Genomic DNA, 20295 nt, shown 5'->3' with positions numbered 1-20295 from the left:
CAACCACATTCGATGGAGGCGGAAATGAATCTTCAATCAGGCGGGATCATCCTGATCGTGGTGGTCACAGTGATCTGCATGATCCTGATCAAGCGGAAGCGTGGTCGCTTCGCTGAGTCCGGGTCTGTGCGGGCGTGGCTGTCCAAGGTGCTCCCGGCAACGGACACCGTGGATGAGGACCCCGTGGAGATGGGGGCAACCGCATTAGTGGACGGTGCCCGGGCCTCCAACAAAATCCTCTACGCGCCATCACACCTTTGGTATCAGTGCGACGTCAATACCCGGGGCTTCATCCTGGCCAACCCGGCGGGCCTGCACAACCAATTGGTGGTCAGGGCCAACGAGCTTGGTGAAAATGAAGCCCGACGACGCAACTGCACGTGGAACCGCATCAGAGGCGTGACCATGAATTACCCCATCGCCATAGGGCCCAACGCGGTTGAGGTTTCCTACACCGAGTTCGAAACGTCGCCCTTCCAGTCGCCGGACTTCGAGTCCGCTGCCTCCCCCTCTCCCTCTGCGGCTACCGATTTTCTGCGTCGGGAAGCCGAAACGGTCCCGCACGCTGACCCCTCTGCTCCTGACCCGCGCTGGACGGCTGGCACGATCCCTCCGCGCCAGCGGTCGCCGCATGCCGGCCATGCAGTGGTCGTCACAGCCCTGATCGCAGGAAACGAGCCCAGAGAAGCAACAATTCGCCTTCGCGAAGGCGAAACAAGTTTCCAAGTGGGACGTGACTCCAGCTGTGAACTGGTGCTCCCCAACCTGCCCGGCATCTCGGCCAAACACCTGATGATCACGCTCGAATCCGGCAACCGCTACGTGACCGACATGTCCACGCACGGAAGCTGGGTCGAATCAGAAACGGGCTGGAAAGCATTGCCAGCAGGACAGAAGACGCCGGTCCCGGCCGGTTCCCGGTTGCTCTTGGACGCAGATCAACAAGTCGTTTTGTCCCTCGCCGAAGGAGAACGTCAATGAACGGGCCGTCGCTGGCCTCGCCCCGGGCAACATCGCCTCAAGGCGCCGCCAAGCGGCGGGCGACCTTTCCCGCCGTCGTACTTCAAGGGGCCATTCCGTTCAGCGTCTTCTGGATTCTGGCGGACGTCGGCGACGGTTCCCGCATCTTGGGCGCCATGGCGCTAGGCCTCTGTGCCGCAGTGTGCGGGGCCGTGGCCAAACCCACCCGGTACCTCGTCGCAGTTGTTTGGGGTGTCACGGCTGTGGGCATCGCCATCCAGCTCCGACTCGGCGCAGATCTTGGCACCATGCTGACCTTCGCAGTGGCTTCAGCGCTCCTCTTCGTCGGTGCCTCTGCCGTGCTTCCCCGCATCCTCCGGCACTTTCGCACCCCGGAGAAGCTTGCGCGCCTGGGACAACTCGCACTCGGTGCGGCACTGCTGCTCCGACTCATCCCGGGGCTGCAGGGGCACATCAATTCCGGTCAGCTGGCCATCGGTTCCTTCTCCCTGCAGTTGGGCGAATTCAGCCGCATCCTTGCGATTGCAGGTGTGGGCCTGATCGGCTGGAGCACCTTGGGAACCCTCGGCTTGCGCCGCCTGTTCCGTAGCGAATCCAAGGCCTCCAGCATCGGACTCATCCTCCTGGCGGGAAACCTCGGCCTGCTGGCTGTCGTGGACACCGGCCCGGCGATTGTCCTGACCGCCGCCGCCGCCGTCATGGTGGTGGCGTCCGTCGCCCGAATCCGGCCCATCCTGCGCCGGATCGAAGTCTGGCTGACCGCCGGCGCAATCGTGTTCCTGAGCGTCAGCTTCGCTGCACAGTTCAACGTTCTGGACCGTCTGGAAACCCGGTGGTCCAACGTGTCCACGCCAGATGAACAACTGGCCGCAGCACTGCGGGCCGCCCAAGGTGGCGGCTTGATCGGGCACGGCGTTGGAACCTCCCCGCTCGCAGGCCACATCCCGGTGGCCGCCTCCGATTTCGTCCCGGCCGTAGTCGCGGCGGATCTCGGCTACCTTGCACTCGGCGCGATAACTGCTGCGCTGCTGTGCTGCTACGGCATCATGCTGAGCCGTATCAGCCGGGGACGCACTCCCCTGGCAATCACGGGGATAGGCGTGCTCACAGCCTTGCTGGTTCAAACGGTGATTACGGTCCTCGGTTCGATGGGAGCAATCCCCCTCACCGGGTTAAGCACGCCGGCATTGGCGGCCACCGGCTCCACCATGCTGTCAACGTTCATCGCACTCGGCATCGCCTCCGCGGCGGTCCGGGAGATGACCGCCGTCGAGCCTGCAGGGCGCCCACCAACGGTTGCGCCGCCGCGAGCGGTGCTGGGCATCAGCGCGGGAATAGTGGCGTACCTCTGTGCTTTGGCCGTCCTGCCCATCGACACCAGCTTGCAGGGACTGTACCTGGCGCGCGGCGACATCCAGACAGCGGACGGCGCCATCATTGCAAGCACCGACAGCGACGGCGAGCGCATCTACCCCAGCGGCGGACTCTATTCAGACGTGGGCTTGGTGGTCCGCGGCTATGCGGACTACGGGGTGGAAAGCATGTACCGCTCGGAGCTGACCTGCGGAGGGCCGGCAAACCCACTGGATGTGCTCTTGGGCCTCTTCCGGCCGCCGGCCTGCGTCCCCGCCGACATCGAGACGACTCTCCAAAGCCCTCTTCAGAAGGCCATCAAGGAAGCCGCCGGTGACAGCTCAGCCCAAGTGGTTGTTACGGACAGCATGAACGGGAGCATTCTGGCTCTCTACTCATCCCGGCAAAAGGATCCTGCAGATCTTGCTGCAGGCACGGCACCGGAAGCCCCCAGCCGGCTGAAGAGCTCTCCGCCGGGCTCCACATTCAAGGTGGTAGTTGCGGCCGCCGCCCTTCTTAACGACATCGATGCGGATGGAGCTCGGACGGACGTTGTGAAGGCGAACGGCGCGGAATTGACCAACAGCAGGAATCTTGAGTGCCCCGACACTTCCATAACCACCATGCTCGCTTTCTCCTGCAATACGACAGCGGGATACCTGGCGTTGCACGTTGGGCAGCCCGAACTGAACCGGGTTGCGGAAGAATACTTCGGCGCTAATACGCTGACGCGTTTCGACGGCGGCGATGTCGCCCCGCTCGCCCTGGCGCAAGAAGACACAAGCCTGTCAGCCCCTCAACTCATGCGCACGGGCATTGGCCAAGAATCGGTCCAGTCCAGTCCGCTGGCGATGAACGCCGCGACGGCGGTTATCGCCCACTCCGCGCTAAGCACCGACGGCAGCCCGACGCCGGCACTGCACTTGGTGGCGAGTGTCTGCTCAGGAACGCCAACCGTCACAGCCGCTACCACCTTCGGGAAAGCCCTACCTGCACCCGTTGCGGTTGAAATCCTGCGAGGCATGCGCCAGGCCGCGGAGGTGGGAACGGCAACCCACCTAGGTAAAGCCGGTCACTCTCTAGGGCGGGACATAGCAGCGAAGAGCGGAACGGCCGAGGTGAGTATTTCTGGCTCCGCAGCCGCAGTGGATTCCTGGGTTACAGCAATTGTTGATGGCCGCTGGATCATCACGGCCCGTGTACAGAATGCGACGTCGGCGCAAGCCAACAATGCGCAGGAAATTGCTGCCCGCATTCTGCCTCTGATCCCCCGAAGCAATATTTCGTACAAAACGCCCTGCAGCTAGGAGGCATCTGTAATGTCATCAACAACTACGGCCCTTCAGGGGGGAAACATGCTCGATACGCACTCGTTCTCCGTTATTCTCGCCGTCCACCCGGTTGTTCAGGGCCAATCCTCGCCTGAGCATTCCGTACCCTTAACGCCCCGTCCTGTAATGGTGCCCGCCGGGCGTGGCCTGACAGTGGGAAGGCCACTCAAAGTAGCCGCTGAGCACTACGATCACGTGGCCATTCCGCAGGAAATAATCGGCTCAATTCCCGTAGGAATCGTGCCGGAACGTGCATTAAACCTCATTCCAGTACGTCTGCCGGACGGCTCCCTGACCGTGGCCGCATCCCTAACGGCCAGCAACCCCGACTATTGGTGCATTGGCGCACGCGGCCAGCGCACAGGTCCCGATGTTTGGCACCAACTGTACGATGGCGACGCGGTGACGATCCTTCGCCGGGGATCCATCCGAGATGACTGGGATTTTTTCCTTCGCGCACAAATCCTCAACAAGAACATGGAGCGCCCTGATTCGCCCGTGGGAAGCGGAACCCTTCTCTCCGAACCCGCAATGCTGGAACGCGAGGCCAAAGGGATGGCAAGTAACCTTCGCCGGGATCTGTTCGGACGGGAAATCCAGTACTGGGGTCCCTGGGCCCTGGTCATTGCGGCCGTCGCCGCGCTTATCAGCGCCAACAAGACAGATCGGCTGCAGGAGCGGATCAACGCGGTACTCGACAACAACCCTGCCCTCGCAGCAACGGCACCCTCCGCCAGCCGGAGCGATGCACGTGCCACAACCCGAAATACGCAGTTCATCCGGCCCCAGGACACCTTTCGGGTCCTCAGCGTCCGTTATGAAAGCCTCGCTCCAGCGGCTTTGAAGGGATATTCCTTCGAGCGGCTGTTCGGTATCGATTCACCCCTAAGTTCAGGCGACGATGCACGCAGGCTTTTCTATAAGCAACTCTGGAGGTCCCAGATCATTACCAAGGACGAGCTTGACGCTATTGCGCCCTACCTGGGACTCGGAGCCAAGGCATGAGCAGCAAGCTACTCTTTCAGTTCAAAGCAAGCCAACTGACCGGTCCCCGCCAGTTCCAAAACGACTCCTTCTATGTGGGCAAGCGCTGGCTGGTAGTTGCAGATGGAGCCGGTTCCCACGCCTCAGCCCGCGATGTGGCGGACCGTGTGGTGGACCATTACGGCGACCTGGCACAGACGGCGCCGGCACGCTCAATCGGCGACGCACTTGCCTCCGCGCCCAAGGACCTGGGTACCACTCTCTCCCACGTCGGCTTGGAGGACGCCAGCACGGTTGTGGCCGCCCTTCTTGACGATGCCGACCAACTGTGGCTGAGCTCTGTGGGCGACAGCAGGCTACTGGTTGTGCGGGAAGGACAAATCATTGCGACGAACGCCTTGCATAACGCGAAGGCCGACTTCCTCCTGGCCCACAACAACACCCTCCCGCCGTTTGGAGCTGACGCTGTTCTGACGCGCTACATAGCCGCCGGCGAGGGTTACCCGGCGGACACTTTTTCCCTCCAGGCACAGGCTGACGACGTGGTCCTTCTGCTCAGCGACGGGGTAGAAGGTGCCGTCGACCTGGACCACATCAGATCCACTGTTGAGGCCAACGGCTTGGACGCCGAGGCAATTAACCGCGACATTATGGCCACCGCATCAAAAAATGGGCTGGTCGACAACGCCACGTGCGTGGTCGCCCGTATCACAAGGGGGTAACTCACATGGCATACACTCTGGACCCCAACCTGGAGAAGCCATTCACGCTGAAGAAGGCTCGACTACCTGATGGCACTGAACTTTCAGATGTAACCGTGCAAATCACGGAGTACATGTTGGACGCGTCAACCCTGGGTGCTGAGTTATTCGAAGCGGTCCTGACCCATTGGGACAATGAGGGACGGCCCACGCAGGGACTCCCCCGTGTAGTTTGCAAAGTAGTGCCCATCAACTCTCCGGCTCCAAAGTTAGTTCCAGAGCATCTGGGACTCCGGGAGGAAATCGCCTACCAACAGATCCGGGATGCTGCTACCGGTACGCCCATGCCGTTGGCCCACCTAATCGGCCATAAGAAGACGAAAAGAGACTACTTCTTCGTCATTGAACGTTACGATGTCAACGCCCTGAAAAAGATTGCTCCGCTGGAGGATCCTGCCGAACGTATCGCTTGGGTCCAGCGCTTTTTCGCGGCGGGCTACGTGGCGCTGCGCCATCTAAACCAGCGTGTGAACATCTCTATGCGTGACGCCCACCCGAAGAACTTCCTGTTTCGAAAGCCTGAGCCAGGGGAACCCGGTTTCGAATTCGTGGCCGTCGACTTCGGGCACGCGAGCGTCGGGCCGGTTAACACGCTCGGGGGCCCCCTTCAGGCCATGGCCGTCATTCAGCACCCGGAGGTCCTGTCCCCCGGGGGCTTCCACGAAGGACTCGAAGATGACATCTTCTCCTTGGCTGTCTCCTCGCACATCCTCCTGTCAAAGACCCAAGCCACACCGTGGGTGGGCAAAACGGGAAAGCGAATCCACTTTGACGTGGAAAGTGAAGTCCGAGAGATCAAGTACGGAATGCCGGACGCCGGGAACTATCTCTTGGCTGACCGGAGCGTAGTGGAGCAGGACGAATCTTCTGAATTCCTGAGTATGCTCGACGACCTTCTGAGGGCCGACCAGACGCGCGAAGATCGCCGTCGGTACGTCACCCATGAACTGCCCGCCTTGGTCGCGCGGCTGGAACCATGGGCAGCGGCTTCCATCGCGGAAATGGAGGCGAGCGTAGCTGAGGATACACGGAACCCAAAAAGGAGTCCCGCGACCGTTCCCAACACGCCAGTAGGCGCCACCATCCCCATACCGGGCGCGGCGCAGCCCGGTATGGTAGTCCGGCCACCCCACCGGGTGCCCTATCTGGCGGAGCTGGAGGACTTCCGTCCGCCACCGCCCGTTCCCGCGCCACCGCGGCAAGTCTTCCCTAAACATCAACGAGAGGTTGTTGGACAGAGGACCCAGGCGTTCGCCGTCCGGGCACTCCCCTTCGCACTGGTCGCCTTGCTGTTGGCATTCATCAAATTTGTTCCAGGAATCGGCCTTGACGCTCTGACCGACGCCCAGATTGTGCCGCAAGGCTGGCGGGTGCCTTCCGCCGTGCTCTTGGTGATAGGCCTCTTTGGTGGTTGGGGATGGTTGTATAGCAACCGGTCGTCGAGACGGCCATCAGTTTCCTTAGCACTAAGGCAAGGCTTCTTCGCGGGACTCCTGGCCTTATTGATACTGGTAGTTCCTACTGCCGTGGTTAGTGCTACACAAGCGCTCTTCTACGTGATGCCCGGCATATCCTGGCGATTTGATGACTGGGCGTTCTGGCCACAGTGGTTCTTCGTCATCGTCCTCGGCGTCCTCACCACCCTGGCGATTCTGGCGCGCGCTATCTTTACAAGGTCAGGAACGAAGACCTTCCTGAAGGTGGGCGCCACTTGCCTCCTTGTGGCCGTCGCGTCAACGGTACTCGCGTCCGTTGAACCGAACATCAGCCCGGCAAATCACGTAGTGGAACTTGACTGCGGCCCCAAGACCTACGAGTTCACACATCCTACTCAGAGCCTCTGCATTCCCTTCTCCTCAGACTGGGAGCAAATGGAGAACTTTAGTGCTGACCCCTTTGCACAGTGGATGAAGCTCGCTGGGAAAGCAGATCTCGGAAGCGGGCCCACCAGGGTGGCAACCGGCCTGTCCTCCAACCAGTTCACGTGTCTTTCCGTGTTCGTACGTTGGGACCTGTGGGAACCCAACAACACCACGGAAATCATCGTTCCTGTAGCGCCGAATGACCCGGCGTCGCAGCCAGAGGTGCCAACAGCCAAGGGAACCGACGGACGTGTTGACCGACTCCGCCTTGGCGGCGGAACCTATGTGGTCTATTCACCTTCTTCCGGTACGGGCGACTCGGTGTCCGGAACTACCGTCTACTCGGCCGTGAAGGGCGGCGTTTTCGGGAACCCCGAGGACCTCCTCCTAGAAGGCTTCCAGGGAGCCCGGATCTTCCAAGTACAGCGGGGTTGCACTGAGGCCGAGCAACCTGGGATTAAGCAAGCTACCGAAAAGCTCATATCATCCATAAAGCTGAACGACCGCTTCCGGTTGGATATCTCGGAGCTGAAGTACAAGGCCACAGCGCTGGTCACGAAAGGCCTTGATGCTTCACGCATCAAGATCCCCCGTCCTGCCGGGACCTCCGCCGCTCGCTTTGGCCCGAACAATACCCTGCTTGAAGACAACTCGGTGTTGGCGGTCGGGGGCCTTATCCTCACCAACAACCTCGACTTTGAAAAGACTGCCTACGCTACGGTATTAATCGCCGATGTCCCCCCGGAAGGATACGCTTCCGCAACCGCCTCCAGCACTGACCCAGCATGGTCGTCCGCTGCACTACTAAGCGCTGGTAACGGATTCACCCAGGACCACTATCAGAAACAAACCGTAGGAACCACCGACTACTACGTGACCGTCCGCCTCACCGTCCGTGATCTAGGGACCTACGATGACGCGGCCAAACAACGATTCAAGAACAGCCTTTCCGGGGTGCATGTACAGAGCAACTCGGTCGATTTTTGGAAAGGGCTTTTCCAGTGAAACCACGTAACGTTTGCTTGGCGTGCAAAACAGTGTTCAATGGCGAATCTGATCCACGGATCAGGTTGCTCAACCGGCAGGGTGAACAAGTCAGCCCCGACGATATTCCGACCGGCGACTCAGAGGAGTTCTACAACACGGAGACGGTCCCTGTGCACCTGGTTTGTCCCAGGGATCACCTCCTAATGGAGGGCAGCGCAACCCGGCCCCTCGTGGTCATTTCCCTGTTCGGCGAAACCCGCTCAGGTAAGGACGCATTCAAAAACGGGCTGCTTTCCGTGCTTGAGAACCATGGACTGTTCTATAGGCAGTTCAGTTACAAACTGCATTCCCTTCAATTGGAGGCTAATGCTGCCCGTGATCCCCTGACCCACCTCGCGGAACAAACGCAGGCGGCAACGATGAACCAGAAGCACGTGCCGCTGCACATTGCACTCACGGACCTCAGCAGAGACACGGACGACAAAATCAACGTAGCGCTCTTCAACACCGGCGGTGAGGACAACAACGTCGAAACCGGGGAAGACCTTCGAAAAGCGTTGCCGTTTATTTCCCACACCGATGTTTTTGTGGTGATGATCCCACCACCCACGCTCCCGGGTCTGCCCGAACACGTCAGAATGCCTCCAGGCAGTGAGGGCGATAGTACACAGAGCCGAAAAGTCACCTTCCGCCATATCGAACGTTTGGCCGAGGCCGTTCGCGATGGACGCCTCGCAGAAGAAACCGCTGCCCTCAAGGCGGGTCAGCCCGTGCCCGAGCCCGCAGCAAACCCCATAGTGGTGTTCGCGCTGACCAAGTGCGACCGCTACGTGGACCTCGAAGGGTTCCCCCAGGAAACCTTGCTCGAGCGCCGACACGACGACCAAGGGCTGGACGCCTTGGATATCGCCATGTTCAATGAGCAGGAAGCTCTGAACAAGTTTGTGGTGGACAACGGAGGACACATGCTCCTCAAACAGGCGGAACGGATCGGAAAGGTATTCATTACCGCCATCAGCGGTACTGGAAGCGACAGGGAAGGGCACGCGGCGAGTCAAAAATCCGCGCTAAACCGTTGCATGGATCCTTTGCTCCTTCCGCTCATGCGTGCAGGCCGCGGAAGGATGAGTCAGGCGGACATTGAGGCATCATGAGCAACGAAACGGATACTCGCACGGTCATACTGGACCAACTCGTCTACACCTGGGCTGAACGAACGCTCACAGGAACCGGCAATGGCGTTGTGCTGCGCTCAAGTCAGTGGCCAACAGGTATCAGCGCTGCCACAGACGCCGCCCTTGCCGACTTTGTGGAGTACATTCCCGCAAGATTGCAGCACCGGCTTAGCGGTGGCCTGACACCCCCGTTGGGCGCCGATTTTTGGGAGCACCCCGAGTACGGGAACGTCGTTTCCGTGCACCGCTATCTAGGTGTTGACAGCGCTGGCAGGGGCGGCAGGAGTATCATCCACGTGCTGCTGGACCGGGAACGGAGACTCGATGCGCTGTCGGCCATGGACCTGTGCCGTAGCCAGCTCATAGCCACCGAGTGGGATCTGAATTCTGACCCGGTCCATGACATGGACGCTGTCCGCTTCATACCCGGGCAAAGGCTCGAGCAACTGCCGCAACTAGATGCCCAATTGTTGATTATGACAATGTCCGGGATCTTGGAAAACATCCTCCATGGGCGCCAGATCGTGTTTACCCACGAGCAAGAAGTAGATGCCTTAGGTCTTCTGGAGACCTGTCTCCGGATCCTGCCGAGGAGCTTGGCCAAAAAAGTCACCTTCTCCACATACCGCGGAATTCCGCAGCGCAGCAAGTTTGCTGTCTCTTTCGCTTCCACTATCTTCAGTGAAGTTCTGCCGAAAGCGGACCTTCAGAAAACGTATGTCCCCTTACCAGAGTCAGACACCGGTCAGCCAGCGGCAGAAGCAATTGCCGCGAGCATCAGTCCCGCGGCTGTAAATGCCGCCACTGAACTGTTGCGCCTGCGGGAGATCGGTTCGATTTGCCCACCGGACGTTACTTCTTTCGTCGGGCTTGAGCAGTGGATCAGCCATCACAGGCTGGCAGTCGGGCCGTCGGAATTGCTGGACCTGGCCGGTTGCACGGCGCTCCTCGCTCTTCCATCAGACACAGGTTGGGTCCACCGCGATCACATCATCCGACGAGCGGCTGAAATTGTCGCCGGGACCACGCAGAAACCGACTTTCCTCGGCTTGTTGACCGCATCGGAAAAAGAGTACTTCGGCCTTGCCCTGCATTCTCAGGCCGTGGCCGCGATCTCTTCGTCACCGAGCCTCGCCCTGAATGCGAAACACCAAGCGGACGCCTTGGGATATCCCGCGCAACGCTTGGCCGAGCTGGCCATCCCGGGACTCGACGCTTTGCCACTGGAGCAACCGACCGACAATCCCGCTTTGGCGCAGTTTATAAGCGAGATCGCCGCGTTCCTGCCGCTAAGCGTCCGCGTCGGGTGGGTTTCTGCCGGGCCCCTGTTCCGTGACGCCCTGCTGAAGGAGTGGGAACCCACGAGCCGCGCGGTTGCGACTCAGACATGGACGCAGCCCCGGTGGGCGCGAGCGCACTCTACGCCAGCCAAGTCCGTAGCACTGTTGCATCCAGTATCGTCGGCTGGAATCGTGGCGAAGGCACTCGCCGACAACACCGCATCATCAGCGGCTATCGACTCTGTACTGGAGGCGGACCACGAATTTGGGGATGGTGCCTTCACAGAAGTCATCCGCAGAGTGGTGAAAACAACACCAGGAATCGGGAATCATCATCTGCGCAGACTAGCCGAGTGTGATCTGTTACCGGCATCCATACTGGCCGACATCAAGAGGATTACCGACACGCCAAAGGCGGAGAAACCCACACTCGCGCCGGCCGCATCGATGCAACCTTCCGCAGCCTTTCGGCCTAGCTATGAACCCTTCCAGAGTCCGACTCGGGCCCAACCTTGGCTGGTTGAACCCGCTCCCCTTCCGCAATACAGCGAATATCGCCGGAACACAGCTCAGGAGTGGGACCATCGCTGGCAGGCTTTCGCTCCGGAACCTTCGCATGAATCCTCAGCAAGTGTTCGGAAACCGTCGGAAGGAACAGCTGACCAGCACGCCACCGCCCGCCGGAGAACAATAGTTCGAGTCCTGGCTATCGGGTTTTCAGCGGTTGCCGGCTACGCCGTGGCGGCTACTCAGTGGAATGTGCTTGTTTGGCCTCCGGCGGTCTTGGTCGTGCTCATGTCAGTGGTGCTGACGATCCTGCCTATTAGGCGCCAATCAAAGCCAGCTGAAAAGCGGTCATCTTCATACCGCCACCAAAGGATGGGAGTCCTGACGGGGAGCTACAGCGCAAACTCGTTGGCACAATCCAAGAAGGGCGCCTTAAACCTGTCCCGACTAATGCGACGACGATCAAAAGACAGCGAGTGAGGTCGCCTCACCGCCCCGCCTCCCACTCCCTCACCCCGTCAGCGATCTCTCCCGCGTGCGTGTGGTGGAGGTAGTGCTCGCCGGGGAGGGGCACCACGGTGCCATCGGTGACGCTCGCGGCTTGGCGGTGGTGCAGCTCGAGCCACTCCGGGGTCTGCTTGTTCTCCGCGACCACGAACAGCAGCAACGGCAGCTCCTTCGGGAAGCCCGTTCCCAGTGCCCGTTCGAAGTTGCTCTGGATGTGGCCCATCTCGTTCAGGTACGTGGGTGAGAGGGAACTCCGGTTGGTGAGCATCTGCATCTGCTCACGGGCGTGGTCGGTGTAGTTCCCGGAGGTGTCGTTGGCGTAGGCGGCAGCGGTCATGATGCGGAGCAGGCCGAGGTTCTTTGCCGCGGACATCAGGCCCGTGGGGAACTGCGTGTCCATGCCGGGCTGTCCGGGGACGCTCGTATCGATGCCCACGAATGCCATCACCTCGTCCGGGTAGCGGGCAGCGTATTCGATGCCGTAGATGCCTGCGATGGAGTGCCCCATCAGCGTGTAGCGGTCAATGCCCAGAGCCTCGAGCGCCCCGTGAACCTCTTGCACGATGTTCTCCGTGGTCCGGTCTTTGTCCGTGCCATCGCTTAGTCCGTAACCGAAGGGCTCCACCACAATCACCCGATGGTCCGGGGAAAGGTCCTTGACCAGCGGCCCGAAATCCAGGACGGGCGACGACGTGCCGAACCCCGGCAAGAGCACCACGTTCTCCTGCCCGGCACCGGTGACAAGGACGTTCATCTCGCCACCGTCCACCGACACCCTCTGCCCGTATTGCTCGATCCGGTGGCTCTCCCCCTCGCTCGCCACCATATTCACCACGGTGGTGGTCGCCAAGCCGACCGCCAATACCGCACCAACCGCGGTGACCCCCACGAGGAACTTCCTAACAGACCTCTTCAACCGTGCCTCTCCCAGGGCACACCGTGCGCCCCTGGCATCCAGCCTCGCCTGCCAGGGCGCCGTGCGCGTCACCCCCAGGTGTTCACTTGAGTACTACTTTCTGAGTAGTTTGGGGGTGCGCGGGAATCAGATCAGGTTCTTGAAAATGTCCCAGCCGTTACCGATTTCGCCAACTTCGTAAAGGCCGGTGTCGTACGGGTAGGCGCCGCTGGATAGCCGCAGGTCGCCTTCCTGATCTATTGCGATGACGTCATTTCTAGGTCCCCGCCCGGCACTTGCCGGGTTGTAAGTGACCCAGTTTCGGCTGAACACGCCGGCGCCGCCGATCTCAGTCATGGCACCCCATCCGGAACCCACCACAGCGGGGGATTTCCAGCCGCCCTGCCCGTCTGCCGGGTACTGGTGAAGGACACCGTTGCGGTCCCGGGCGAAAATATCCACTGCTCCGTCGCCGTTGGTGTCCCCGGGGGCGATGATTTTATTGAAGATCTGCCAGCCTGCGCCCACCTGCGAGGGCTCCAGCCAACCACCTTGGCCGTCGCCGGGGTACAGGTGCAGCTTTCCATAGCGGTCACGGGCGAGGACGTCGTTGTTCCCGTCCCCGTTGAAATCCCCTGGCCCCACGATGGAATCGAACATGTTCCAGCCTGAGCCGACCTGGGAGGGCGCCAGCCAGCCCCCGTCTCCGTCGCCCGGGTAAAGGTGCAGGTTTCCATAACGGTCACGGCCGATGGCATCGTTGTACCCGTCGCCGTCGAAGTCCCCTGGGGAGAAGACAACATCAAAGATGTCCCAGCCCGTACCGACTACCCTCGGTTCATCCCAGGAGCTGCTGTAATAGCGCCCCTCAAAGGACATGTCCCAGAATCTCCATGTTGACTCGTACGTGCGGGGGTACAGGACAAGGTCACCATCGTCAGTTCGGCCCAGAAGCTCGAAGTTCCCGCGCCCTGTCCAACCCATGGCCCGGTTGGACGCGGCAATGGGCGGTGTTTCGGCGCTGTGATACACCGTTCCTTCCCTGCAAGAGGACTGAGCAGTGAAGGAGATGCGGTTACCGCGATCCGCCGGGATGAGTTTCAGGAATTCGCCTTGCCGCTCGGCAGGCAGGGGCACACCGTTACTCAGCCACTCCATGGTGAACCCATGCGGGGCCTCCTCCGTCACGGGACAGGAACGCGTGAAGAACCTTCCTATCGTCAGCTCTGATCCCACGTTTGGCATTCCATGCATCAACGGCACAAACTCGCTTGTGGATGCTATGGACCCGTCGCCCTCTTCAGCCGTGGCCGGGGCTATGCCCGCCATTGTCGAGCCCACCATCAACACGGCAAGTGCCGCTGATTTCAACGCAAATGCACGAAAAGTTCCCATGATTCCCCCAGCCCAGATACCAATTTGAGCTGAGCCTAGCACTCGGCAAGATCAATCCGAAGGCGGGGGTTTGGTAGGGCGAGGGGCCGGACAACAGTATTTGGGTACCTTGTCCGGCCCCGGCCCGCGGTTCGTACAACCACCAATTATTGGGGGTTTATTGGCGGTCGGTTCGTGAGCCGCTGTGTTCAGTAAAGACCCTCGGATACTGTTTGAGCACGAGTAGTCGGTACTTGTCTTTCAGCCTTATTTGAGAGCCCGCTACTTGCTGCGAGGGCGATTTTCCTTGATTTTTCGCCGGCTGAATGTCGGAACACTCTGTCGACGTTGCGATGGATAGACTTCGCTCATGCAGGCTCTGGTTCTGATGGGCTTTGTCCTTGTGACGGCCGTGATGTGGGTGGGAGTCATCATGATGATGCTCACTGGGCTGTACCGGGCAGAACACCGTGGTGGCGTCGAAGCCCCTGACCACGCGCAGGAGAAGGACCGGGAGAAAAGTGAGGCGGCCTGAGAGGGCGCCCCTGAATTGCGGAGTGACCTCAGCGCTTCGTTTTTCCTTCTGAAAGTGTCATCCGATGATGGGCCGTTCTTCGGGCAGCATGAACAGCCGGGGCCGGGAGGCCAGGGCTATGGCTGAAGCAACCGTGACCGTTCCAATTCGGCCGGCGAACATCAGTGCCATGAGTACCCACTCGGCAGTGGGTGGAAGGTTGTACGTGATTCCCGTACTCAAGCCAACCGTTCCGAAGGCAGAAATTGATTCGAAGAGCACTTTCTCCAGGCTGTAGTCGGTGGACATGAGGAGCAGCAATGTCCCCAGGATGACCGCCCCGACCCCCAGCAGGGCGACGGTGAGAGCCTGGCGTTGAGTGGAAGAACTGATGGAACGGTGTGCGATGGTGACTTGCTCGCGGCCACGGACTTCGTTCCAAATTGCGAAGCCCAGAACCAAAAAAGTGGTGATCTTGATACCGCCGGCCGTTCCTGCGCTTCCGCCGCCGATGAACATCAGCACGTTGGTGATCATCAGCGTCTCCGGGGTTGCCACCCCGTAATCGATGCTGTTGAAACCTGCCGTTCGCGGGAACACGCCGCCCGCCAACGAGCCCAATATCTTCCCGCCAAAGCTCAGCGGCCCAAGTGTCTCTGCCCGGTTCCACTCAAAGGCACCAAAGAGAACTATGCCCACTGTCAGCAGAAGCAATGAACCAAAAATGGTCAACCGGAGGTGAATGGTCCAGTTCTTAAACTTGGGGCGGTTCCTAAACAATTGGATGATTACCGGGAAACCGAGTCCTCCGGCAATGATGGCGGCGCAGATGGGGACGATGATCCAAGGGTCTTCCGCGAAGCCGATGAGATTATCGCTGTACAGGGCAAAGCCTGCGTTGTTGAATGCGGAGACGGCGTGGAAAACGCCGTGCCATAGAGCCGTACCGGGGTTGTCGTCATACGCCACCCAAAAGCGTGCTGTCAGGATGAGGGCCGTGATCGTCTCAAAGACAGCCATAATCTTCACCACCCTGAAAAGAACAGACTTGACGTCACCGAAGTTCAGCGTGTGGGTTTCGGACTGGGCCACGAGCTGGCCTCGCAAGCCGATGGTCTTCCGGACGAACAGAGCCAGCAGGGTTGCCAAGGACATGATCCCGAAGCCTCCCACTTGGATGAGAACCATGATCACGGCATGCCCGAACGGGGTCCAGTAGGTAGCTGTATCCACAGTGACAAGACCGGTGACACAGACAGCCGATACTGCAGTAAAGAAGGCCGTCGTGACGATCTCTTCGCCGCCGCCGGTCCGGGATATTGGCAGCATCAGTATTCCGGCGCCGAGGATGATCACGGCCAGGAATGCCAAGGGCACTAAACGGACTGGGTGCAGCAGCGCTGCCTTCAGTCGATCCCCCTCGTGGCCGAGGGCCTGCAGAACCGGGTTGCGGCGGATCACGGGGCGTTCAGACGAAGGCAGTCTTTCAGGGGCGCGAGTCATGCGGCATGCACCCAAGGATGTCCGCTCACAGATCCCCATTCGCACAGCTCATTAGCATCCAACACGTGCCGAAATTAGCACCGATGAGGGACCCGCTGGCCGGAAACTGACATTTCTTGACGAATCCTTAACGCCGGGCCGTTAAGACCACGTCAAGATTTCCGGCGTCCGCATTAAGGATTCGTAAGGAACGCCTTTTCGCCACTTTTCCAAGAGTTGACTGACATCAGCCCTGCAAAAGGGGCTCTGATGAAAGGACGTTCCAGTGGCCAACGTGGCTGTTGTGGTGATTCTTGTGGTGAGCATGGGAATCGTGATGTGGGTGGCCCACCTTTTGGGCAAGATGGTGGACGGCGATGGCCCGGTGAGCGGGCAATGAACGTGGATGCCATCATGTGGGTTAGCTTGTTCATCCTTGGCTTGGCCGTTGCCGGGTACTTGCTTGCGGTGTTGCTCAACCCGGAAAAGTGGTGACGGCGGGTGGTCTTCAGTACTGCATCCTTCATTACCCAGATAGCCGTGTTGGTACTCGTCCTGGCACTGCTGCACAAGCCTTTGGGTTTGTATATGGCGCGGGTCTTCTCAAGTACCAAACACGCTAAAGCTGAAAGGGCCATCTACCGCCTGGTCGGCGTGGATTCAGGGACTGAACAGAGCTGGTCTGTGTATCTGCGCAGCGTTCTGCTCTTCTCGTTGATATCCATCCTGGTGATCTTCGCTCTTCAGCGCCTGCAGGCTGTGTTGCCGGGCAGCAATTCCCTGCCCGGCGTGGACCCTTGGGTTGCCATGAACACAGCCATCTCCTTTGTCACCAACACCAACTGGCAAACATATGTGCCTGAGGCCACTGTGGGCATCTTCGTCCAGATGTGCCTGCTGGCCGTACAGAATTTCCTGTCCGCCGCCGTCGGAATTGTGGTGGTGGTTGCCCTGATCAGGGGCATGGTGCGGACCACAACTGATCGCTTGGGCAACTTCTGGGTGGACCTCGCCCGTGCCTCGTTCCGCATCCTGTTGCCCATCGCCACGGTGGCGGCAATCGCCCTGGTGATTGGCGGCGTCGTACAGAACTTCTGGTCCACAGAGGTAACCAACACTGCCACCGGCGCCAGCCAGTTGATTCCCGGTGGGCCCGTCGCTTCGCAGGAAGCGATTAAGGTTCTGGGAACCAATGGTGGCGGATACTTCAACGCCAACTCTGCCCACCCCTTTGAAAACCCGAGCGTCTTCACCAGTTTGTTCCAGGTGTTCCTTATCCTCCTGATCCCCTCAGCGCTGCCCTACATGTACGGGCGGATGGTGGGTGACCAACGCCAGGGCTACACCGTGGCTGCTGTCATGGGAACGCTGTGGCTGACGTCCACTGTGTTGATGGCCTGGGCGGTTTCTTCCGGGCAGGGAACCGCAACGGCGGCAGCCGGAGGCTTGGGAGAAGGTTTCGAACAGCGCCTTGGGCCGGCAGCGAGCTCCATCTTCGCGGCCTCCACCACCCTCACGTCCACCGGTGCCGTCAACGTTGCCCACGATTCCCTGCCTCCCCTGGCTGGCGGCATCGCGATGCTGAACATGATGCTCGGCGAGGTGGCTCCGGGCGGAACCGGATCCGGACTCTACGGAATGTTGGTCCTGGCCATCATTGCGGTGTTCATTGCCGGGCTGATGGTGGGGCGTACCCCGGAATTCCTGGGAAAGAAGATCGGCCCCCGCGAAATGAAGCTCGCGGCCCTCTACATCCTGGTCACCCCCACCTTGGTGCTGGTGCTCGCCGGGATCTCAGCCCTCCTCCCGGAGGTGATGGCAAACGCTCCGGCATCAGGGCCGCATCAATTCAGCGAACTGCTCTATGCGTTCACCTCCGGTGCCAACAACAACGGCTCAGCTTTCGGCGGCATCACCAGCTCCGGCCCCTACCTGTCCACGCTGCTTGGGTTGGCCATGCTGTTGGGCCGGTTCCTGCCCATCGCGTTGGTCCTTGCACTGGCTGGCTCGCTGGCGCGGCAAAGAAAGATCCCGGCTTCATCCGGAACGGTTCCAACCCATGGCCCGCTGTTCGGCTCCTTGCTGCTGGGCGTAACCGTGATCCTGACCGCTTTGAGTTACTTTCCGGCCCTGGCACTGGGCCCCCTCGCAGAAGGACTTATTCAATGACCAGCTCCAGCACGGCTCCGGCCGCGGAGACCCCATCACCCCTCAACGCCAGCGGCACTCCTGCCCCAGGTCAGCCCGGCCACCACCACAGCAAGGCTCCGGCGAAACTCAACGCGTCCACCCTTCTGGCAGCGCTTCCCCTGGCTTTCAGCAAATTGGATCCGCGGCAAATGATCCACTCCCCCGTGATGTTTGTGGTGCTGGTGGGTGCAGCGGCCTGCACGGTGATCTGCTTCCTGAAGCCTGACGTTTTTGGCATCGCGGTGACCGTATGGCTTTGGCTGACGGTCCTGTTCGGCACCCTCGCCGAGGCCATCGCCGAAGGGCGAGGGAAGGCGCAGGCGGACAGCCTCCGGGCGAGCCGTCAGGGCGTGATGGCCCGGCTCCGCCTGGAAGATGGAACCACCAAAGAAGTTGCCGGCACAGATCTGAAGCTAAATGACGTGGTTATCTGTGAGGCCGGGGATGTGATCCCCTCCGACGGAGAAATCATTGAGGGCCTGGCCAGCGTGGACGAGTCCACCATCACCGGCGAATCAGCGCCCGTGATCAGGGAGTCCGGTGGAGACCGGTCCTCCGTCACCGGCGGCACCAAGGTCCTCTCTGACAGGATCGTGGTGCGCATTACTGCTGAGCCCGGAGCCACGTTCATCGACAGGATGATCAAGCTGGTTGAGGGCGCCGTCCGGCAAAAGACCCCCAACGAGATCGCGTTGCATGTCCTCCTCGTCTCGCTGAGCATCGTGTTCCTGGTGGTCACCATGGCTTTGGCACCCTTCGCGTCCTTGGCGGACGCTACCCCGTCTCCGATCGTCCTGGTGGCGCTGCTGGTCTGCCTGATTCCCACCACCATCGGGGCCTTGGTTCCGGCCATCGGCATAGCAGGCATGGATCGGCTGGTGCAGCACAACGTCCTGGCCACCTCGGGACGAGCGGTGGAAACAGCCGGCGACATCACCACACTTTTGTTGGACAAGACCGGCACCATCACCTACGGCAACCGCCGGGCCGTCAACTTTTTCCCGGCCAACGGTGTGGAGATGACGGAACTCGTCACCGCCGCCAGGCTCTCCAGCCTCGCGGACGAAACCCCGGAGGGCCGCTCAATTGTGGAGCTCGCCACCACCAAAGGCACAGACGGCCCCGACTTGGCGGCTCTTCGTAACAGCTACTCAGAGATCACGATTGTGGAGTTCACGGCCAGCACACGCATGAGCGGACTGGATCTGGACGGGCGCCTCATCCGCAAGGGGGCGGCATCCGCCGTCGGGAATTTTGTCACCGACGCCGGAGGACGCCTTCCAGCGGAAGTCCAGCGACGTGTTCAAGAGATTTCTGCCCACGGTGGCACGCCGTTGCTGGTAGCCGAGAACACGCACGACGGCGGCGCCCGGGTTTTGGGAACCGTGCACCTGGCGGATGTGGTCAAGCCTGGCATGAAGGACCGTTTCGCCGAGCTGCGCAGAATGGGTATCCGCACGGTGATGATCACCGGTGACAACCCGGTGACGGCCAAGGCGATAGCGGCCGAGGCCGGCGTCGACGACTTCGTGGCCGAAGCCACGCCCGAGGACAAACTGGACGTCATCCGCCGTGAACAAGGTGAAGGGCGTTTGGTGGCTATGACAGGTGACGGCACCAATGATGCCCCAGCCTTGGCGGCAGCGGACGTAGGGGTGGCCATGAATTCAGGGACACCGGCCGCGAAGGAAGCAGCCAACATGGTGGACCTCGACTCGGACCCTACCAAGCTGATCAACATTGTGGGCATCGGGAAGCAGCTTCTGATCACGCGTGGTGCGCTGACCACGTTCTCCGTCGCCAACGATGTTGCCAAGTACTTCGCAATAGTCCCTGCCCTGTTCACCGCCGCATTTCCTGGGCTTGGGCTGCTGAACATCATGGGGTTGGCCAGCCCGGCGTCGGCCATTCTGTCTGCGGTGATCTTCAACGCCCTCATCATCATCGCCCTGGTTCCCTTGGCGCTCCGAGGCGTGAAGTACCGAGCAGTCACCGCCAACCAAGCATTGGGCAGGAACCTGCTGCTCTACGGACTTGGCGGGCTGGTAGCCCCGTTCCTCGGCATCAAACTCATAGACCTGGTCATCTCCCTCATCCCAGGCATCGGCTAGG

Annotated in this window: 14 protein-coding genes; 11 read left to right on the top strand and 3 right to left on the bottom strand. The window is 60.6% G+C overall.

Annotated features, from left to right (window positions below):
• The first annotated feature begins 24 nt into the window (after positions 1–24).
• The 7 genes from J3A64_RS00845 to J3A64_RS00815 all read left to right on the top strand — a co-directional run bounded on the left by J3A64_RS00845 (position 25) and on the right by J3A64_RS00815 (position 11701).
• The gene (locus J3A64_RS00845; RefSeq protein ID WP_210063435.1) at positions 25–981 is read left to right on the top strand and encodes an FHA domain-containing protein; all 957 of its coding nucleotides are present in this window, start codon (positions 25–27) and stop codon (positions 979–981) included.
• Positions 978–3641 (top strand): penicillin-binding transpeptidase domain-containing protein, encoded by a 2664-nt coding sequence (locus J3A64_RS00840; protein WP_210063434.1) that lies wholly within the window; start codon positions 978–980, stop codon positions 3639–3641. Before J3A64_RS00845 ends, J3A64_RS00840 begins: the two co-directional genes overlap by 4 nt.
• A gap of 12 nt (positions 3642–3653) precedes the next feature.
• Positions 3654–4670 (top strand): hypothetical protein, encoded by a 1017-nt coding sequence (locus tag J3A64_RS00835; RefSeq protein WP_210063433.1) that lies wholly within the window; start codon positions 3654–3656, stop codon positions 4668–4670.
• Positions 4667–5371, top strand: a complete 705-nt coding sequence (locus J3A64_RS00830; protein WP_011775811.1) for a PP2C family serine/threonine-protein phosphatase — start codon at positions 4667–4669, stop codon at positions 5369–5371. Before J3A64_RS00835 ends, J3A64_RS00830 begins: the two co-directional genes overlap by 4 nt.
• A gap of 5 nt (positions 5372–5376) precedes the next feature.
• Entirely contained in the window at positions 5377–8277 is a 2901-nt protein-coding gene (locus tag J3A64_RS00825) for a hypothetical protein (RefSeq protein WP_210063432.1), read from the top strand.
• 185 nt (positions 8278–8462) lie between these two features.
• Positions 8463–9413, top strand: a complete 951-nt coding sequence (locus J3A64_RS00820) for a hypothetical protein (protein ID WP_210063431.1) — start codon at positions 8463–8465, stop codon at positions 9411–9413.
• Positions 9410–11701, top strand: a complete 2292-nt coding sequence (locus J3A64_RS00815; RefSeq protein WP_210063430.1) for a hypothetical protein — start codon at positions 9410–9412, stop codon at positions 11699–11701. Before J3A64_RS00820 ends, J3A64_RS00815 begins: the two co-directional genes overlap by 4 nt.
• 7 nt (positions 11702–11708) lie before the next feature.
• Here J3A64_RS00815 and J3A64_RS00810 read toward each other — a convergent pair whose 3' ends face one another.
• Both J3A64_RS00810 and J3A64_RS00805 read right to left on the bottom strand, forming a co-directional pair.
• On the bottom strand, positions 11709–12617 hold the full coding sequence (locus tag J3A64_RS00810; RefSeq protein WP_307807154.1) for an alpha/beta hydrolase: 909 nt from the start codon (positions 12615–12617) through the stop codon (positions 11709–11711).
• Positions 12618–12770: 153 nt separating this feature from the next.
• A complete protein-coding gene (locus J3A64_RS00805) occupies positions 12771–14018 on the bottom strand; it encodes a VCBS repeat-containing protein (protein WP_210063428.1) in 1248 nt (415 codons plus the stop codon).
• A gap of 349 nt (positions 14019–14367) precedes the next feature.
• Here J3A64_RS00805 and J3A64_RS00800 point away from each other — a divergent pair, with 349 nt between their 5' ends.
• Positions 14368–14532 (top strand): hypothetical protein, encoded by a 165-nt coding sequence (locus J3A64_RS00800; protein ID WP_210063427.1) that lies wholly within the window; start codon positions 14368–14370, stop codon positions 14530–14532.
• Positions 14533–14589: 57 nt separating this feature from the next.
• Here J3A64_RS00800 and J3A64_RS00795 read toward each other — a convergent pair whose 3' ends face one another.
• Positions 14590–16014, bottom strand: coding sequence for a TrkH family potassium uptake protein (locus J3A64_RS00795; RefSeq protein WP_210063426.1), 1425 nt, complete (start codon positions 16012–16014; stop codon positions 14590–14592).
• Between the two features lie 375 nt (positions 16015–16389).
• On the opposite strand from J3A64_RS00795, the gene J3A64_RS24035 reads away from it, so the two are divergent.
• Genes J3A64_RS24035 through kdpB form a run of 3 tightly spaced genes read left to right on the top strand, consistent with a single transcriptional unit; the run spans position 16390 to position 20294 of the window.
• On the top strand, positions 16390–16488 hold the full coding sequence (locus J3A64_RS24035; protein WP_081765928.1) for a potassium-transporting ATPase subunit F: 99 nt from the start codon (positions 16390–16392) through the stop codon (positions 16486–16488).
• 6 nt (positions 16489–16494) lie between these two features.
• The gene (gene kdpA, locus J3A64_RS00785) at positions 16495–18162 is read left to right on the top strand and encodes a potassium-transporting ATPase subunit KdpA (protein WP_210063425.1); all 1668 of its coding nucleotides are present in this window, start codon (positions 16495–16497) and stop codon (positions 18160–18162) included.
• Positions 18159–20294: a potassium-transporting ATPase subunit KdpB gene (gene kdpB, locus J3A64_RS00780; protein WP_210063424.1), complete on the top strand. Its 2136-nt coding sequence runs from the start codon at positions 18159–18161 to the stop codon at positions 20292–20294. Before kdpA ends, kdpB begins: the two co-directional genes overlap by 4 nt.
• Position 20295 lies beyond the last annotated feature (1 nt).

This window comes from Pseudarthrobacter sp. PvP004 (assembly GCF_017876035.1).
In the GTDB taxonomy this organism is placed as follows: domain Bacteria; phylum Actinomycetota; class Actinomycetes; order Actinomycetales; family Micrococcaceae; genus Arthrobacter; species Arthrobacter aurescens_A.
The sequence above is the reverse complement of the archived record's forward strand: the minus strand, read 5'-3'. Positions and strand labels throughout refer to the sequence as shown.

What these genes read in the sequence shown, in the direction of transcription:
- J3A64_RS00795 (WP_210063426.1), bottom strand. Translation starts at nt 16,014, where the DNA reads ATGACTCGCGCCCCTGAAAGACTGCCTTCGTCTGAACGCCCCGTGATC.
- J3A64_RS00820 (WP_210063431.1), top strand. Translation starts at nt 8,463, where the DNA reads ATGGAGGGCAGCGCAACCCGGCCCCTCGTGGTCATTTCCCTGTTCGGC.
- J3A64_RS24035 (WP_081765928.1), top strand. Translation starts at nt 16,390, where the DNA reads ATGAACGTGGATGCCATCATGTGGGTTAGCTTGTTCATCCTTGGCTTG.
- J3A64_RS00835 (WP_210063433.1), top strand. Translation starts at nt 3,654, where the DNA reads ATGTCATCAACAACTACGGCCCTTCAGGGGGGAAACATGCTCGATACG.
- kdpB (WP_210063424.1), top strand. Translation starts at nt 18,159, where the DNA reads ATGACCAGCTCCAGCACGGCTCCGGCCGCGGAGACCCCATCACCCCTC.
- J3A64_RS00845 (WP_210063435.1), top strand. Translation starts at nt 25, where the DNA reads ATGAATCTTCAATCAGGCGGGATCATCCTGATCGTGGTGGTCACAGTG.
- J3A64_RS00815 (WP_210063430.1), top strand. Translation starts at nt 9,410, where the DNA reads ATGAGCAACGAAACGGATACTCGCACGGTCATACTGGACCAACTCGTC.
- J3A64_RS00840 (WP_210063434.1), top strand. Translation starts at nt 978, where the DNA reads ATGAACGGGCCGTCGCTGGCCTCGCCCCGGGCAACATCGCCTCAAGGC.
- J3A64_RS00830 (WP_011775811.1), top strand. Translation starts at nt 4,667, where the DNA reads ATGAGCAGCAAGCTACTCTTTCAGTTCAAAGCAAGCCAACTGACCGGT.
- J3A64_RS00805 (WP_210063428.1), bottom strand. Translation starts at nt 14,018, where the DNA reads ATGGGAACTTTTCGTGCATTTGCGTTGAAATCAGCGGCACTTGCCGTG.
- J3A64_RS00800 (WP_210063427.1), top strand. Translation starts at nt 14,368, where the DNA reads ATGCAGGCTCTGGTTCTGATGGGCTTTGTCCTTGTGACGGCCGTGATG.
- J3A64_RS00825 (WP_210063432.1), top strand. Translation starts at nt 5,377, where the DNA reads ATGGCATACACTCTGGACCCCAACCTGGAGAAGCCATTCACGCTGAAG.